This window comes from Actinomadura luzonensis (genome assembly GCF_022664455.2).
Lineage (GTDB): Bacteria > Actinomycetota > Actinomycetes > Streptosporangiales > Streptosporangiaceae > Nonomuraea > Nonomuraea luzonensis.
Map to the genome: position 1 here is coordinate 2,747,449 of NZ_JAKRKC020000002.1, position 15,230 is coordinate 2,762,678.

The 15,230-nt window shown below is 74.4% G+C and carries 11 protein-coding genes; 6 read left to right on the forward strand and 5 right to left on the reverse strand.

All coding sequences use genetic code 11. The features are described 5' to 3' along the window. Window positions 1-23: 23 nt before the first annotated feature. On the reverse strand, window positions 24-1,139 hold the full coding sequence (gene ald, locus MF672_RS43060; RefSeq protein ID WP_242379112.1) for an alanine dehydrogenase: 1,116 nt from the start codon (window positions 1,137-1,139) through the stop codon (window positions 24-26). Window positions 1,140-1,262: 123 nt separating this feature from the next. On the opposite strand from ald, the gene MF672_RS43065 reads away from it, so the two are divergent. Next, window positions 1,263-2,153 carry an excalibur calcium-binding domain-containing protein gene (locus tag MF672_RS43065; RefSeq protein ID WP_242379114.1) on the forward strand — a complete coding sequence of 297 codons (891 nt, stop codon included), beginning with the start codon at window positions 1,263-1,265 and terminating at the stop codon, window positions 2,151-2,153. 4 nt (window positions 2,154-2,157) lie between these two features. Here the strand turns inward: MF672_RS43065 and MF672_RS43070 are convergent, their stop codons facing one another. Genes MF672_RS43070 through MF672_RS43080 form a run of 3 tightly spaced genes read right to left on the reverse strand, consistent with a single transcriptional unit; the run spans window position 2,158 to window position 6,021 of the window. Further along, window positions 2,158-3,537, reverse strand: coding sequence for an NCS2 family permease (locus MF672_RS43070; protein WP_242379117.1), 1,380 nt, complete (start codon window positions 3,535-3,537; stop codon window positions 2,158-2,160). 59 nt (window positions 3,538-3,596) lie between these two features. Further along, entirely contained in the window at window positions 3,597-3,830 is a 234-nt protein-coding gene (locus MF672_RS43075) for an EF-hand domain-containing protein (RefSeq protein ID WP_242379119.1), read from the reverse strand. Then, the gene (locus MF672_RS43080; protein WP_247815723.1) at window positions 3,814-6,021 is read right to left on the reverse strand and encodes a molybdopterin cofactor-binding domain-containing protein; all 2,208 of its coding nucleotides are present in this window, start codon (window positions 6,019-6,021) and stop codon (window positions 3,814-3,816) included. Before MF672_RS43080 ends, MF672_RS43075 begins: the two co-directional genes overlap by 17 nt. A gap of 94 nt (window positions 6,022-6,115) precedes the next feature. Between MF672_RS43080 and MF672_RS43085 the strand changes: the two genes are divergently transcribed. After that, on the forward strand, window positions 6,116-7,195 hold the full coding sequence (locus tag MF672_RS43085; RefSeq protein WP_247815724.1) for a PucR family transcriptional regulator ligand-binding domain-containing protein: 1,080 nt from the start codon (window positions 6,116-6,118) through the stop codon (window positions 7,193-7,195). Beyond that, window positions 7,096-7,608 (forward strand): PucR family transcriptional regulator, encoded by a 513-nt coding sequence (locus MF672_RS43090; RefSeq protein WP_247815725.1) that lies wholly within the window; start codon window positions 7,096-7,098, stop codon window positions 7,606-7,608. Before MF672_RS43085 ends, MF672_RS43090 begins: the two co-directional genes overlap by 100 nt. Before the next feature lie 5 nt (window positions 7,609-7,613). On the opposite strand, the gene MF672_RS43095 is transcribed toward MF672_RS43090, so the two are convergent. Beyond that, complete coding sequence (locus tag MF672_RS43095; protein ID WP_242377240.1) at window positions 7,614-10,850, reverse strand: AfsR/SARP family transcriptional regulator; 3,237 nt, start codon at window positions 10,848-10,850, stop codon at window positions 7,614-7,616. 345 nt (window positions 10,851-11,195) lie between these two features. Here MF672_RS43095 and MF672_RS43100 point away from each other — a divergent pair, with 345 nt between their 5' ends. Genes MF672_RS43100 through MF672_RS43110 form a run of 3 tightly spaced genes read left to right on the forward strand, consistent with a single transcriptional unit; the run spans window position 11,196 to window position 15,156 of the window. Next, a complete protein-coding gene (locus MF672_RS43100) occupies window positions 11,196-12,536 on the forward strand; it encodes a helix-turn-helix domain-containing protein (RefSeq protein WP_242377239.1) in 1,341 nt (446 codons plus the stop codon). 44 nt (window positions 12,537-12,580) lie between these two features. Next, entirely contained in the window at window positions 12,581-13,183 is a 603-nt protein-coding gene (locus tag MF672_RS43105; protein ID WP_242377238.1) for a copper resistance CopC family protein, read from the forward strand. Continuing rightward, the gene (locus tag MF672_RS43110; RefSeq protein WP_242377237.1) at window positions 13,180-15,156 is read left to right on the forward strand and encodes a bifunctional copper resistance protein CopD/cytochrome c oxidase assembly protein; all 1,977 of its coding nucleotides are present in this window, start codon (window positions 13,180-13,182) and stop codon (window positions 15,154-15,156) included. The genes MF672_RS43105 and MF672_RS43110 overlap by 4 nt, the downstream gene beginning before the upstream one ends. The last annotated feature ends 74 nt before the right edge of the window (window positions 15,157-15,230 follow it).

Below are 15,230 nucleotides of genomic sequence, written 5' to 3' on the forward strand. Positions count from 1 at the left end.
GGCCGCGCCCGCCGGCGGACGGCTCAGCCGAGCACGTCCTCCGGCGGCGTCCACTCCAGCCCGTGCGCCTCGGCCACCGGGCCGCTGGTCAGCCGGCCCTCGTGCGTGCTCAGGCCGCGGGCCAGCGCCGGGTCCTCGCGCATGGCCCGCCGCCACCCCAGGTCCGCGATCGCCAGCGCGTACGGCAGCGTCACGTTGGTCAGCGCGAACGTGGACGTGTGCGGCACCGCGCCCGGCATGTTGGCCACGCAGTAGAACAGCGACCGGTGCACCCGGTACGTCGGCTCCTCGTGCGTCGTCGGCCGGGAGTCCTCGAAGCAGCCGCCCTGGTCGATCGAGATGTCCACCAGCACCGAGCCCGGCTTCATCCGGCTGACCAGCTCGTTGCTCACCAGCTTGGGCGCCTTCGCGCCGGGCACCAGCACCGCGCCGATCACCAGGTCGGCCTCCAGCACCGCCCGCTCCACCTCCAGCAGGTTGGAGGCGACCGTCTGGCAGTGGCCCTGGTAGATGAGGTCGGCCTGGCGCAGCTTGTCGATGTTCCTGTCCAGCAGCAGCACCTCGGCCTGCATGCCGAGGGCGATGGCGGCGGCGTTCATCCCGGACACGCCCGCCCCGATGACCACGACGTGCGCCGCGCGCACCCCGGACACGCCGCCCATCAGCACGCCCCTGCCGCCCGCCGAGCGCATCAGGTGGTACGCCCCCACCTGCGGCGCGAGCCGGCCCGCGACCTCCGACATGGGGGCCAGCAGCGGCAGCGCCCCGGCGTCGGTCTGCACGGTCTCGTACGCGACCGCCGTGCACCCCGAGTCGAGCAGCGCCTGCGTGCAGGGCCGGGAGGCGGCCAGGTGGAGGTAGGTGAACAGCACCTGCCCCTTGCGCAGCCGGTGGTACTCCTCGGCCACCGGCTCCTTCACCTTCAGCACCAGGTCGGCCGCGCCCCACACCTCGTCGGCCGCGGGCACGATCGTCGCGCCCGCCGCGGCGAAGTCGGCGTCGGGGATCGCCGACCCCTCGCCGGCCCCTCGTTCGACGTGGACCTGGTGGCCGTGCCGGGTGAACTCGTGCACGCCTGCCGGGGTCAGCGCCACCCGGTACTCGCTGTTCTTGACCTCTGCGGGAACACCGATCCTCATCGATCGCCCCTCGTTCGCGTGGAATCCGCGGACCGTCCGCGATCCCGCCTTCTTGATTACCTTGCCCCGGCTGGTCCTCGATAGGCTCACCGCAGCCCGAACGTCAGGATGGGAACGTCATCGATGGACAAGCCGGAAGCGCCGCCCCCCGCGGACCCGGGGGAGCCGCAGGCCAGCAGACTCACCACCATCGTGCTGATCGTCTCGCTCGTCCTCGTCGTGCTCGTCGCCGGCGTGCTCGGCACGGTCGCGGTCCTCATGACGAGGAACCCCGACCAGCCGCTGCTCGGCGGCGCGCCGCCGGTGCGGCTGGCGGTGCCGCTGCACTTCGCCCCGGTACGCAGCACGCAGGCGGCGCCCTGCCCGGCCGGCGAGCAGGCCGTGCCCGACGAGGAGCAGCGCACCTGCTACCTGCTGGAGGACGGCGTCACGGTCCTGTCGGTGCAGCGCATCGAGCCCATCAGGGAGAAGGACGGCCAGTACTCCGTGCGCATCGCGGTGGCCGCCGGGTTCAAGAGCCGGATGATGGAGCTGGTCGACGAGATGGCGGCCGATCAGCGGCAGCTCGCGGTCGTGCTCGCGCCCGAGCAGCCCGACGAGCCCAAGACCGTGGTGGCCGCGCCCATCGTGACCGAGCAGATGACCGGTGACAGCGTCCGGATCGCCGGGTTCACCAAGGAGCAGGCCGACTCGCTGACCTCGCGGCTGCTCGGCCCGTCCGGCGCCGCCACCCCCACCACCCAGCCCACCACCCAGCCCACCACCCAGCCGACCGCGCAGCCGACCACGGGCACCCAGCCGACCGGAGGCACCCAACCCACAGGAGGCACCCAGCCCGGCGCCACCGGCCCCGCCTCCGGCACCGGCCGCACCGGCACCGACCCGCGCTACTCCTCCTGCAAGGAGGTCGTCGCCAACGGCTACGGCCCCTACTCGCGCGGCATCCACCAGGAGTACTCCTGGTACCCCGACGTCGACAGGAACGGCGTGGCCTGCAACAGCGGCGACATGTAGCCGGTCAGCCGAACAGCCGCTCCAGCCAGTCGATCGCGAAGTACGCCAGGAACACCAGCGACACCGCCCACAGCAGCCACGGGATCTCGGCGACCTTGCCCCGGGCCGCCTTGATCAGCGTGTAGACGATGACGCCCGCGCCCACGCCGTTGGTGATCGAGTACGTGAACGGCATCAGCGCGATCGTCAGGAACGCCGGGATCGCCAGCTCCACGTCGTCCCAGGGCACGTTCTTGCTCTGCATCATCATCAGCGCCCCGACCAGCACCAGCGCGGGCGCGGCCGCGGCGGCGGGCACCACGGCGGCGAGCGGCGTGAACAGCAGCGTGAGCCCCAGCAGCGCCCCGGTCACCACGCTCGCCAGACCGGTGCGCGCGCCCTCGCCGACGCCCGCCGCCGACTCCACGAAGACGGTGTTCGCCGAGGCGCTGACCGAGCCGCCCACCATGCCGGCCACGCCGTCCACGGTCAGGATGCGGCCGAGCCGCGGCACCCCGCCCTCCCGGTCCACGAGCCCGGCCTCGTCGCTGACGCCGATGATGGTGCCCATCGCGTCGAAGAACCCCGACAGCACCAGCGTGAACAGCACCACGGTCGCCGTCAGCGCCCCCGCCCGGGCGAACCCGCCGAACAGGTCGAACTGCCCGACCAGCCCGAAGTCGGGCGCGGCGACCAGCGACTCGGGCACCCGCGGCGCCACCACGCCCCACGACCGCGGGTCCACCGCGGCCACCGAGTTCACCAGCACCGACAGGGCCGCGGTCACGGCGATGCCGATGAGGATGGCGGCCGGGGTGCGGCGCGCGTACAGCAGGATCATCAGCAGCAGGCCGAAGCAGAACATCACGACCGGCCAGCCGACCAGGTGGCCGGTCGCGCCGAGCTGCACAGGCGTGCCCGCGCCCGCCGCGACGAAACCGGCGTCGACCAGGCCGATGAGCGCGATGAACAGCCCGATGCCGACGCTGATGGCGTGTTTCAGCGCCAGCGGGATGGCGTTCATGATCAGGGTGCGCAGGCCGGTCACGGCCAGCAGGACGATGACCAGCCCTTCGAGCACCACCAGACCCATGGCCTGCGGCCACGTCATGTGCGGGGCGGCCTGGTAGGCGACCACGGCGTTGAGCCCGAGCCCGGCGGCCAGGCCGAAGGGCGCGTTGCCGACGAACGCCATGAGCAGCGTCGAGATCGCCGCCGCCAGCGCGGTCGAGGTGGTGAGCTGCGCGATGGACAGGCGCGCCCCGGTGACGTCCTTCGCCCCGGCCAGGATGATCGGGTTGAGCAGGATGATGTAGGCCATGGCCACGAAGGTGGTGAGCCCGCCACGCACCTCCCGGCCGGCGGTGGTCCCGCGCCGGGTCAGCTCGAAGAGCCGGTCGAGCACGTCATCCCCCCTTCGTGATCAGGGGGAGTGCCGGGTGCCCTACCCGGCGTGGGACAAGATCACGCCTTCTCGTGCCGCCCGTGGCCGACCAGCCCGACGAACTCCTCCAGCCCGATCCTGCCGTCGCCGTCGCGGTCGGCGGACCGGATGAACGCCTCGATCTCGCTCTCCGACGCGCCCTGCCCGCCCAGCGCCTCGTTGGCCTGGCGGATCTCCTCGGCGGTCAGCAGCCCGTCGCCGTCGGTGTCGAAGCGGCGGAACTCCGCCTCGGCCGCCTCACGTCCGCTGCTCATGCGGTACCTCCCCGTCTGTCCGGCCCGTGTGGTCGGACAGGGCGATATCTTCCGGCCTGATCGGAACGCGAGTCAACTTGAGCCCGGTCGCCGCCCGCACCGCCGCCGCGACGGCCGGGGTCGAGGACAGCGTCGGCGGCTCGCCCGCGCCGCGCAGCCCGTACGGCGCCGCCGGGTCCGGGTTCTCCAGCACCTTCAGCCGCATCGGCGGCATGTCGAGGATCGTCGGGATCAGGTAGTCGGTGAACGACGGGTTGACCACCTCGCCGTCGCGCACCTGGATCTCCTCCATCAGCGCGAGGCCGAGCCCCTGCGCCGTGCCGCCGTGGATCTGGCCCTCCAGCGCCTGCGGGTTGAGCACCCGGCCGACGTCCTGCACCGCCGCCAGCTCCACCACCTTGACCAGGCCCAGCTCCACGTCCACGTCCACGACGGCCCGGTGGACGCACAGGGCGAGCTGGGTGTGCGAGTCGCCCTGCCCGGTCACCGGGTCCATCGGGTACGTCGGCCGGTGCCGGTACTCCCGCGTCTCCTCGATCGGCCCGTACCGCTCCAGCGCCTCGCGCGCCGGCAGCCCGCGGAACCGCTCGCGCACCGCCTCGCAGGCCGTCTTCACCGCGCCGCCCGTCACGTACGACTGCCGCGACGCCGACGACGACCCCGCCGAGCCCACCGAGGTGTCCGCCGTCGCCACCGTCACCCCGTCGATGCCGAGCTCGGTGCGGGCGATCTGGGCCTGGACCGTCACCAGCCCCTGCCCCACCTCGGCGGCGGCGGTGTGCACGGTGACGTGCGGCTCGCCGTTCACCAGCTCGGCCCGGACGCGGGCGGTCGAGTAGTCGTCGAAGCCCTCGGAGAAGCAGATGTTCTTGATGCCGACGCCGTACCCGACGCCGCGCCGCACCGACTCGCCGTGCGTGGTCTGCGACACCCCGCCGGGCAGCGCCCGCAGGTCGCCGCCGGAGGTGGCGGCGGGCAGCGGCATGGCGGCCAGCTCGCGCAGCATGTCCGCCAGCGGGGCGGGGGAGTCGATGAGCTGGCCGGTGATGAGCCGCGAGCCCTGCGCGACCGCGTTGCGCACCCGGACCTCCACCGGCGACAGCCCGCACGCCTCGGCCAGCCGGTCCATCTGCGACTCGTAGGCGTAGCACGCCTGCACCGCGCCGAAGCCGCGCATCGCGCCGCACGGCGGGTTGTTGGTGTACACGCCGGTCGCGACCACGTCCACGTTCGGCACCTCGTACGGGCCCACCCCCAGCGAGGCCGCGTTGCCCACGACGGCGGGGGAGGAGGAGCAGTACGCGCCGCCGTCGAGCAGGATGTCGGCCTTGACGTAGACGAGCCGGCCGTCGCGGGTCGCGCCGTGCTCGTAGCGCATCCGGGCCGGATGCCGGTGGACGTGGCCGTAGAACGACTCCTCGCGGCCGTAGCTCATCTTCACCGGACGGCCGAGGCGCAGCGCCAGCATGCACGCGTGCACCTGCATGGACAGGTCCTCGCGGGCGCCGAACGCGCCGCCGACGCCCGCCAGCGTCAGCCGCACCTTCTCCGGCGGCAGGCCCAGGCAGGGGGCGAGCTGGTCGCGGTCCACGTGCAGCCACTGCGTGGCGACGAACAGGTCCACGCCGCCGTCCTCGGCCGGGACCGCGAGGCCCGCCTCGGGGCCGAGGAACGCCTGGTCCTGCATGCCGACCACGTACTCGCCGGTGACCACGACCTCGGCCTCGAACGTGTCGCCGTAGCGCACCGGCTGGCGGCGGACGATCTCGCGCGCCCGGCGCGGGTCGGTCACCGGCTCGCGCGCCTCGTAGCCGACCACGATCGCGGCGGCCGCCCGGCGGGCCGTCTCCGGGTGGTCGGCCGCCACCACCGCCACCGGCTCGCCCTGGTAGCGCACCTGGTCGACGGCGAGCACCGGCTGGTCCTTGTGGTCGAGGCCGTAGAACTTCTCGCCGGGGACGTCCTCGTGGGTCAGCGCGGCGTACACGCCCGGGATCCGCAGCGCGGGCCCGACGTCGATCGAGCGGATCCACGCCGACGGGTGCGGGCTGCGCAGCGTCGCGCCCCACGCCATGCCGTCCATCCACAGGTCGGAGGCGTAGGCGAACTCGCCCGTCACCTTCAGCGCGGCGTCCGGCCGCCTGACGCTGTCGCCCACACCGTTCCGGGTCGTGTACGCCGTCTCCGTCATCCTCCGAGTAGAGCACCGTGTCCCGGGCCGGTCCTATGCACACCGGTGAAATCCGGGTCAAAGCCTGTAACACGCGGCTTGTATATTCCTCCAAGTGCGTATCCGTGACCTGCTGGCCGTCGCCGAGCTGCGGCTGAGGCTGCTGACCGGCGACCCCGACCGCGAGTTCGGCACGGTCCACATCACCGACCTGCCCGAGCCGGGACGCTACCTGTCGGGCGGCGAGCTGGTGCTGACCGGGCTCATGTGGCGGCACGGCCCGGACGACTCCGCCCGCTTCGCCGCGGCCCTCGCCGAGGCCGGCGTGGCCGCCGTCGGCGCGGGCGCGGCCCTGCTCGGGCACGTGCCCGCCGACCTCGTGGCCGCCTGCGAGGCCGCCGGGCTGCCGCTGCTGGAGGTGCCGACCGAGGTCTCCTTCCGCACGCTCACCGAGCTGGCCGCGCCCCGGCTGTCCGGCGACGTGCGCGACGCGCTCGACCGGCACCGCAGGCTCGTCGCGGCCGTCGCCGAGGGCGCCGGCCTGCCCGAGCTGTTCGCGCTGACCGCCGCCGAGCTGGGTGTCACCGGGGGCGTGCTGACCGCGTCCGGGCAGGTCGTCGCGGGCACGGTGGCCGAGCCTGAACGGCTGGCGCGGGCGTACCTGGGCGCGTCCCGGCTGCCCGTCGTGGCCGGCGGCAGCACGATCTTCGCCGTGGGCCGCGGGCACCGCGCCGCCGGCTGGGCCCTGGCCCTCGACGGCGACCTGCTCGGCCGCGCCGACCTCGGCTACGAGCTGGCCGCCTGCGTCGGCCTGGAACGCCTGCGCAGGGAGGAGGGCCGCCGGGTCGAGCGGCGGCTGGCCGAGCAGCTCGTCGTGGCCGCGCTGGCCGAGGCCGGCGCCGCCGAGCTCGACGCCCGGCTGCGCACCTGCGGCCTCGACGCGGCCGAGCCGTACGCCGTCGTCAGCGCCACCGCGCCCCGCCCCGGCGCCACCCGCGGCCCCGACCCGGCGACGCTCGGCGGCCAGGTCGTGGAGGAGCTGCTCGGCGGTCGAGGTCGCCGCGGCGGCCGGGGCCGACGGCGTCGGTCGCCGTGGTGCCGCTGCGCGGGCGCCCCGACGAGCTGGCCGCGCGGCTGCGGGCCGGGGCCGGCGTGCTGTCCGCGCTGCCCGGCACCCGCGTCTGCGCCGGGCTGAGCGGTGCCCTGTCGGGAGCGGGCGCGCTCAAGGGCGGCGTGGAGGAGGCCGGGCACGCCCGCCGGCTGGCCGAGGCCCGCGGCGGCGGCGTGGTCACCAGCGACGAGATCTACACCCACGCGCTGCTGCTGGCCACCGTCCCCGGCGACGTGCGCCGCTCCTTCGCGGGCCGGCTGCTGTCGCCGCTGCTCGACTACGACCGCCGCCACCAGTCCGAGCTGGTGCGCACGCTCGGCGTCTTCCTCGACTGCGCCGGCTCGTGGAACTCCTGCGCCGAGCAGCTGCACGTGCACGTCAACACCGTCCGCTACCGGGTGCGGAGGATCGAGGAGCTGACCGGCAGGAACCTGTCCACGATGGCCGACCGGGTGGACTTCTTCCTGGCCCTGCGCGACACCGGGACGCCCCGGTAGGCGTTTCAGACCTGCTGCGGGGTCGCCCGGTCCGCCCGCGCCACCGCCTCCGTCACCGCCGCCCGCTCGTCCGCCAGCCGCCTCTCCCACCGGGAGTTGCGCAGCCCGCCCGCCGTCTCCTCGGCCCTGGTCACGCACTCCAGCGCCCGCCGCGGCCGGCCCAGCAGCCGGTACGTGTGCGACAAATCGATGAGCGCGCGCAGCAGCCCGACCCGGTAACCGGTCTCCGCGCACAGCTCGACCGAGCGCACCAGCTCCCGCTCGGCCCCGCGCGGGTCGTTCAGCGTCAGCAGCAGCTCGCCGAGGCTGAAGCGCATCTGGCCCTCGTGCAACACGTCCCCCACCGCCACGGCGTCGGCGACCGCCCTGCTCAGCGGCTCGCGCGCCAGCTCGGGACGGCCCGCGCCCAGGTGTGCCTTGCCGATCATGGACAGGGCGTAGCGCACGCCCACCCGCGAGCCGATCCGCGTCGCCACCTCGAGCTGGCGGCGGGCCCAGGGCAGTGCCTCCTCGAACCGCTCGCCGATGATGAGGGCGTTGGCGATGTTGCCCGACGAGCTCATCTCCGTGAACGCGGCCCCCAGCCGGCGGGCGAGCGCCTGCTGGGCCTGGAAGTGCGCGACGGCCTCGTCCGTGCGGGTGAGCGAGGACAGGGCGCTGGCCACGTGGCCGTGCGCCAGCATGGCGTTCGGCTCGTCGCCCAGCCGCTCGCAGACCTGGAGCGCCAGCGTGTTCAGCAGCCGCATCTCGGTGATGCCGTGCGTCCTCGACAGCGACCAGTGCAGGCCGAAGGTCAGGTTGACGCCCAGCCGGGCGAGCGCCGGGTCGGGCGAGGCGAGCGCCTGGCGCGCGGCGGCCAGCAGCACCGCCTCCTCCTCGTCCAGCCACGCCCTGGCCGCCGCCGCGCCGGCCAGCGGGTGCGGCTCGGCGGCCACCGGCGCCGCGGGCTGGACGCGGTGCGGATCGACGATCTCGCTGGCGTGCCGGGTCGAGGCGGCGTAGTACGACAGCACCCGTACCAGGGCCTCGTCCACGCCCTCCGGCCGCAGCTCGGCCGCGAACAGCCGGACCAGGTCGTGCGGCTGGTACCGGCCGGAACCCGAGCCGTCGAGCAGGTGGGCGTCCACCAGCCGCTCCAGCGCCTGCTCCGCCTCCGCCACGGGCACGCCGAGCAGCGCCGCCGCCGCCGCGGCCGTCACGTCGGGCACGTGCAACGCGCCGAGCAGGGCGAGCGCCCGCGCGGCCAGCCGGTCCACCGGCCGGGTGCCGCGCGCCAGGGCCGCGTGCCCTGAGGCCAGGCTGGAGCGCACCGCCAGGTCACCGGCGGACAGCTCGTTCAGCCGCCGCCGCTCGTCGCTCAGCCGGTCCGCCAGCGCCGCCACGCTCCAGCCGGGACGGGCGGCCAGGCGCGCCCCGGCGATGCGCAGGGCCAGCGGCAGCCCGTCGCACAGGCGGACCAGCCGGCCGGTCTCCGCCACGTCGGCCGCGATCCTCGGCGCGCCGGCCAGCCCGGCCAGCATCGCCGCCGCCTCCTCCCCGGACAGGCGGCCGAGCTCCACCTGGAACGCGTCCTCACCCCACGCCATGCTCTCCCTGCTGGTCACCAGCAGCACGCTGCCGAACGGGACCCCGAGCAGCGGGCGGATCTGCGCCAGGTCGGCGGCGTCGTCCAGCACCGCCAGCACCGGCCGGCCGTGCAGCCGGCTGCGCCACGCGGCGGCGGCCTCGTCCAGGTCGGCCGGCACCGCCTCGGGCGGCACGCTCAGCCCGCGCAGGAAGCGGCCGAGCAGGTCGGACGCGGTCAGCGCGGGCAGGTCGGGGGTGGCGCCCCGGCAGTTCACGTAGAGCTGGCCGCCGGGGAAGCGGCGCGCCACCAGGTGGGCGACGTGCGCGGCCAGGGCGGACTTGCCGACGCCCGGCGGGCCGGTCACCACCACCAGGGGGCCCGGCGGGGAGCCGTCCGCCGGGGCCAGGCGCGCCCGGAGCCGGCCGACCTCCCGCCCCCGCCCGACGAACCCGGCGAGGGGCCGGGGCAGCTGACGCGGCCCCACCCCCACCCCCTCACCCCGCGCCACAGCCTGCGCCCGGCTCCCGGCCCCGGCTACCCCGACGCTCCCGGGCTCGGCTCCCGCCCTGCTCCCGCTCCCGGCCTCCGCACCGCCTCCCGCTGTGGAGACGCCGCCCGTCCGGGACGGTCCGTGGCCTGGGGGCAAGAGTGGTGGGGCGGGGTGGCCCGCCGCTGCGGCGTCGTCCCCCGCTGTGGGGGTGTCGCCGGTCCGGGACGGGCTGTGGGGTGGTGGGGCGGGGTGGCCCGCCGCTGCGGTGCCGTCTCTCGCTGTGGAGGTGCCGCCGGGTTCGGAGGGGGCGTCGGGGCCGTCCGCGGAGGCGCCGGTCGGGCGGGACGGGGCGTGGGGGGAGGGCCGGTGCGGGGAGGCGAGAGGGGCGGGGGCCGTCGGTGCGTCGTCGCCGGCCGCGAGGGCGTCGGCCCGCAGGATCATGGCCTGGCAGCGGCGCAGCCCCTCGCCGGGCGACAGCCCCAGGGCCTCGGCGAGCACGACCCGCCCCTCCTCGTAGACCTCCAGGGCCTCGGCGCGCCGCCCCGAACGGAACAGCGCCGTCATGAGCAGCTCCCGCGCCCGCTCCCGCAGCGGGTGCCGCCGGACGAGGTCGCGTAACTCGTCCGCGGCCTCGGCGTGCCGCCCCAGCTCCAGCAGGCTTTCCGCGCGCCGTTCCAGGGCCGCCAGCCGCAGGTCGGTCAGCCGGGCGCGCTCGGCCTCGGCGAACGGGCCGGGCAGGCCGCTCAGCGCCGTGCCGCGCCACCGCGCGAGCGCCAGGTCGAGCAGGCGCAGCGCGCGCGGGTGCGCTCCGTCCGCGGCGGCCTCGCGCGCCTCGGCGACCTGGCCGGCGAAGGCCAGCGCGTCGACCTGGGCGGGCGGCACGTCGAGGACGTAGCCCGCCGGGGTGCCGGCGAGGATCCGCGACGGCTCCCGCCTGCCGCGCCCCGGCTCGAACACGCGACGCAGCCCCGCGATGTAGGTGTAGACGCTCTGCTCGGCGGTACGCGGCGCGTCCAGGCCCCAGATGCCCGCGACGATGCGGTCCATGGGCACCGGCCGGGCGGCGGCGCAGGCGAGGACGGCAAGGGTGGCCCGCTGCCGGGCGGGCCCGAGGTCGAGCGGGGCGGCGTCGCCGGCGTCAGCGGTCACCGGCCCCAGTAAGTGGATGACGATGCCTTCACGCACGCCCGCCGCCCCTTCACACCGGCTCTTCCTGACAGTTGAGCAGCGTAGTGTCGCATGCTCCCCCGCGCGGAAGGGACGTGGTTGTAGATCGAATCTAGAGCGGGCGGGCTACGCTGGAGCCGTGCGGTGGGCAGGGCGCTCGGAGGGGGCGCTCGACGAGTGCGGTCGTCGTTGCCGGGTGGTCAGGCGCAGAGCCCCCTCGGAGGCCCGGCTCAACAGCAGGCGCTTTCCTCCATAGTCGAGTAGAGGGCAGACGTTTCGGCACTTGCGGCCGTAGCATTGGCTCCAATGGTCACCGCGGCTGCGACCGCGGCGACCAAGGCGGACAGGGCAATGCGCATACGCATGGGGTTCTCTCCCTATGTGGGTTGCTCGGACATTATTTCCCAGGGAGCGACGACTGTGACCACTACTGACCTGGTCGGACTCCGTATTAAGACGGTTCGGCGACAACGCGGCCTCTCGCAGGCACAGCTCGCGCACCCGGAGTTGTCGGACAGCTACGTCTCGTTGATCGAGAGTGGCAAGCGTACCCCGACCCCAGCGGTCTTGGAGCTACTGGCGCAGAAACTGGACTGCTCCCTTTCCTATCTCATCAACGGCGTCACCGCCGAGCAGATGGAGGACATCGAGCTGGCCCTCGGGTACGCCCGGCTGGCACTCGAGAACGGGGAGGTGCAGGAGGCCCGCACGCGCTTCGCCGAGCTCCTGGTGAACAACAACCTGACAGGGCTCACCACGCTCCGTCAAGACACCGAGTTCGGGCTCGCGCTGGCCAGCGAGGCGTGCGGCGACCTCGACGAGGCGATCCGCATCCTGCTCAAGCTGCGCGAGGAGGAGCTGCCGCCCGAGCGCGCGGTCGAGATCGCCATGGTGCTCTGCCGCGCCTACCGCGAGAGCGAGCGGATGAGCGAGGCCGTCCAGGTCGGCGAGCAGGTGCTCGCCTCGGCCGCGCGGCGGCCGTGGAACGACGCCCTGGTGGAGCTGGCCGCCACCCTGCTGTCGGTCTACTGGGAGCGCGGCGACCTGCTGCGGGCCCGCCAGTTCGCGGCGGAGCTGCTCAACGCGGCCGACGCGCTCGGCACGCCCCGCGCGATCGTGGCCGCCAACTGGAACGCCTCCATCGTCGCCTACATCACCGGGCACAGCGAGGAGGCGCTGTCCTTCGCCGAGCGGGCCCTCGCCGTCCAGCTCGAGCACGGCCAGCCGCGCAGCACCGCGCGGCTGCGGCTGTCGGTCCTGCGCCGCCGGCTCAAGGCCCGGCCGGCCGAGGCCGGGTCGGTGCGCGACGCGCTCCGCGACGCCGTCGGCGAGTTCGAGCAGACCTCGACCAGTACGATCGACCGCGCCCGCGTGCACGTCGAGCTGGCCACCGCCGAGTTCATGACCAGCGACTTCGACGAGGCCGCCAGGAACGCGACGATGGCCAGGAGCCTGGTCCCGCAGCAGGGCCACGCGCTCGGCGCCGAGGCCGACCTGCTGCTCAGCAAGATCTTCCACGCCGTCGGCCGCGGCGAGGAAGCGGCTGCGTACATGGCGTCCGTGCGCGACTACCTCGACCGGATGCCCGACGCCCGCCGCTCGGCCGCCAACTGGTACGGCGCCGCCGAGACCATGGAGGAGCTGGGCGACAGCGAGGGGGCCGTGACGGCCTACCGGCGGGCGCTGGCCTGCGTGGGGCTGTAGCGAGGTCCGGACCGGGCGATGGCGTCGGTAGCCTTGGGAATGCCATGAAGACATCCCCGTTCGCGGCCCTCACCGCGATACTCGCCGCCCTGCTCGCGTCCGGCCTGCTGCTGGTCGGCGGCGCCGGCCCCGCGCTGGCGCACGACTCGCTCAAGAGCAGCTCCCCCGCCAAGGGGGCCGAGGTCGAGTCCCTGGAGGAGGTCCGGCTGGAGTTCAGCGCCACGGTCCGCATGCCGTTCGTCGTCGTGCGGGGGCCGGACGGCGCCGAGTACCAGTCGGGCGAGCCCGTGTCGGACGGGCCCGTGGTCCGGCAGGCGGTCAAGGCGTCGCTGCCCGGCGGGAAGTACACCATCGCCTACCGGATCGTCTCCTCCGACGGGCATCCGGTCGAGGGCGAGATCCCGTTCACGCTGAAGGGCGGCCCGGCGGCCGCGGCGGCGGCGAGCCCGTCGCAGAGCTCCGCCCAGAGTCCCGCCCAGAGTGCGGCGCAGAGCCCGGCCCAGAGTGCGGCCCAGAGCCCGGCCGCCGCATCGGCGGCGGCGCAGGACGGCGGCACCGGCTTCCCCGTCTGGCTCGTCATCGTGATCGGCGCGCTCGTCGGCATCGGCATCGGCTTCCTGCTCAGCGCGCGGAAGAGCAAGCCGTGAGCCGGGCGGCGCGGCTCGCGCTCGCGGCCACGGCGGCCGCCGTCGCCGCCCTCGTTCTCGGCATGATCGCCGGCGGCACGGCCTTCCCGCGCATCATCCCCGGCCTGCCCGACTCCGGCGCGGTCGTACGGTGGGGGCTGCCGGTCGCCAAGCTGCTCATGGACGTCACCGGGCTGCTGACCGTCGGCCTGCTGCTCATGGCCACCGCGCTGCTGCCCAGCGACAAGGGCGTGCTGGGCTCCTCGGCCCTCCAGTACGTCAAGGCCGCCTCCTGGTCGGCGCTGGCCTGGGCCGGGGCGGCGTTCCTGTCGATCGTGCTGGGCGCCGCCGAGTCGATCGGCCGCACCCTGCCGCAGGTGTTCGACGGCCCCCTGCTCACCAGCTACGCCACCCAGACCACGCAGGGCGTCGCGCTCACCCTCGTCGTGTTGTTCGCGGTGGCCATCGCGCTGTTCTCGCGGGGCGCCATCACGGCCGGGGCCACGGCGGGGCTGCTGGTGTTCGCGCTGGTCACGATGTTGCCGCCGCCGCTCACCGGCCACACCTCCTCCTCGCCCAACCACGACCTCGCCACCTCCTCGGTCGCGCTGCACCTGCTGGCGCTCGCCCTGTGGGTGGGCGGCCTGGTGGTGCTGGCCGGCCACGCGGTGCGCCGCGCGCCGCAGCTCGACGTGGCCGCCGCCCGCTTCTCCCGGATGGCGTTCTGGTGCTACGCCGGGGTGGGGCTGTCCGGCGTGTTCGCGCTGGTCGCCCGGCTGGGCGCGGTGTCCGACCTGTGGACCGACGAGTACGGCCTGCTCGCCGTCGCCAAGATCGTCGCGTTCGTGCTGCTCGGCTACGTCGGCTACTGGCACCGGCAGCGCACCCTGGCCCGGCTGCGGGCCGGCGAGCGGGGGGCGTTCACCCGGCTGGCCGGCGGCGAGACGCTGCTCATGCTGGCCACCGTCGGCCTGGCGGTCGCGCTGTCGCGCACCCCGCCGCCGGAGTTCAGCGTCCCGGCCGACCGCGCGTACGAGCTGCTCGGCTTCCCGCTGCCGCCGCCGCTCACCCTCGGCAACGTGTTCGCCCTGTGGTGGCTCGACCTGTTCTTCGCGCTGGTCGCCGCCGTCCTCGCCGGGCTGTACGCGGCCGGCGTCGTCCGGCTGCGGCGGCGCGGCGACGCCTGGCCGTGGGGCCGCACCGCCTCGTGGTTCGCCGGGGTGGCGCTGCTGGTGTTCGCCACGCAGAGCGGGCTGGCCCGCTACGCCAAGGTCATGTTCGACATGCACATGATCGAGCACATGACCCTGGCCATGGTCGTGCCGATCTTCCTGGTCCTCGGCGGGCCCGTCACGCTCGCGCTGCGCGCGCTCAAGCCGGCCGCCAGGAAGGGCGACCGCGGTCCCCGCGAGTGGATCACCACGATCCTGCACAGCGGGTTCACCCGGGTCGTCACGCATCCCGTGGTGGCCACGGCCGTCTTCATCGCCTCGACGTACGCGCTGTACTTCACGCCGCTGTTCGAGTCGGCCATGACCGAGCACCTCGGCCACATCTGGATGACCCTGCACTTCCTCCTCAGCGGGTGCCTGTTCTTCTGGGTGATCGTCGGCGTCGACCCCGGCCCGAGCCGGCTCCCGTACGTCGGCCGGCTGCTCATGCTCTTCGTCACGATGCCGTTCCACGCCTTCTTCGGCATCGCGCTCATGATGACCGGCTCCGTCATCGCCTCCGGCTGGTACGAGCAGCTCGGCCGCACCTGGGGCGACACCCTGCTGCAGACCCAGCAGGACGGCGGCGCCATCGCCTGGGGCTTCGGCGAGATCCCCACGCTCATCGTGCTGCTGGCCATCGCCTTCCAGTGGTACCGCGACGACGACCGGCAGGCCCGCAGGGCCGACCGGCACGCCGCCCGCACCGGCGCCGGAGACCCGCAACTCGACTCCTACAACGCCTACCTCGCCCGTCTCAACAAGGCCGACCGGGGCGAGTAGCCGTTCGGTCACGCCCTCCTATCTTCCTTCCACGAGTTCCTGAACCGGCAGGTAGCCTTGCTTTGAGGGCAGAG

Coding starts and splice junctions, on each gene's coding strand:
- ald (WP_242379112.1), bottom strand. CDS start 1,139: ATGAGGATCGGTGTTCCCGCAGAGGTCAAGAACAGCGAGTACCGGGTG.
- MF672_RS43065 (WP_242379114.1), top strand. CDS start 1,263: ATGGACAAGCCGGAAGCGCCGCCCCCCGCGGACCCGGGGGAGCCGCAG.
- MF672_RS43075 (WP_242379119.1), bottom strand. CDS start 3,830: ATGAGCAGCGGACGTGAGGCGGCCGAGGCGGAGTTCCGCCGCTTCGAC.
- MF672_RS43080 (WP_247815723.1), bottom strand. CDS start 6,021: ATGACGGAGACGGCGTACACGACCCGGAACGGTGTGGGCGACAGCGTC.
- MF672_RS43100 (WP_242377239.1), top strand. CDS start 11,196: ATGGGGTTCTCTCCCTATGTGGGTTGCTCGGACATTATTTCCCAGGGA.
- MF672_RS43105 (WP_242377238.1), top strand. CDS start 12,581: ATGAAGACATCCCCGTTCGCGGCCCTCACCGCGATACTCGCCGCCCTG.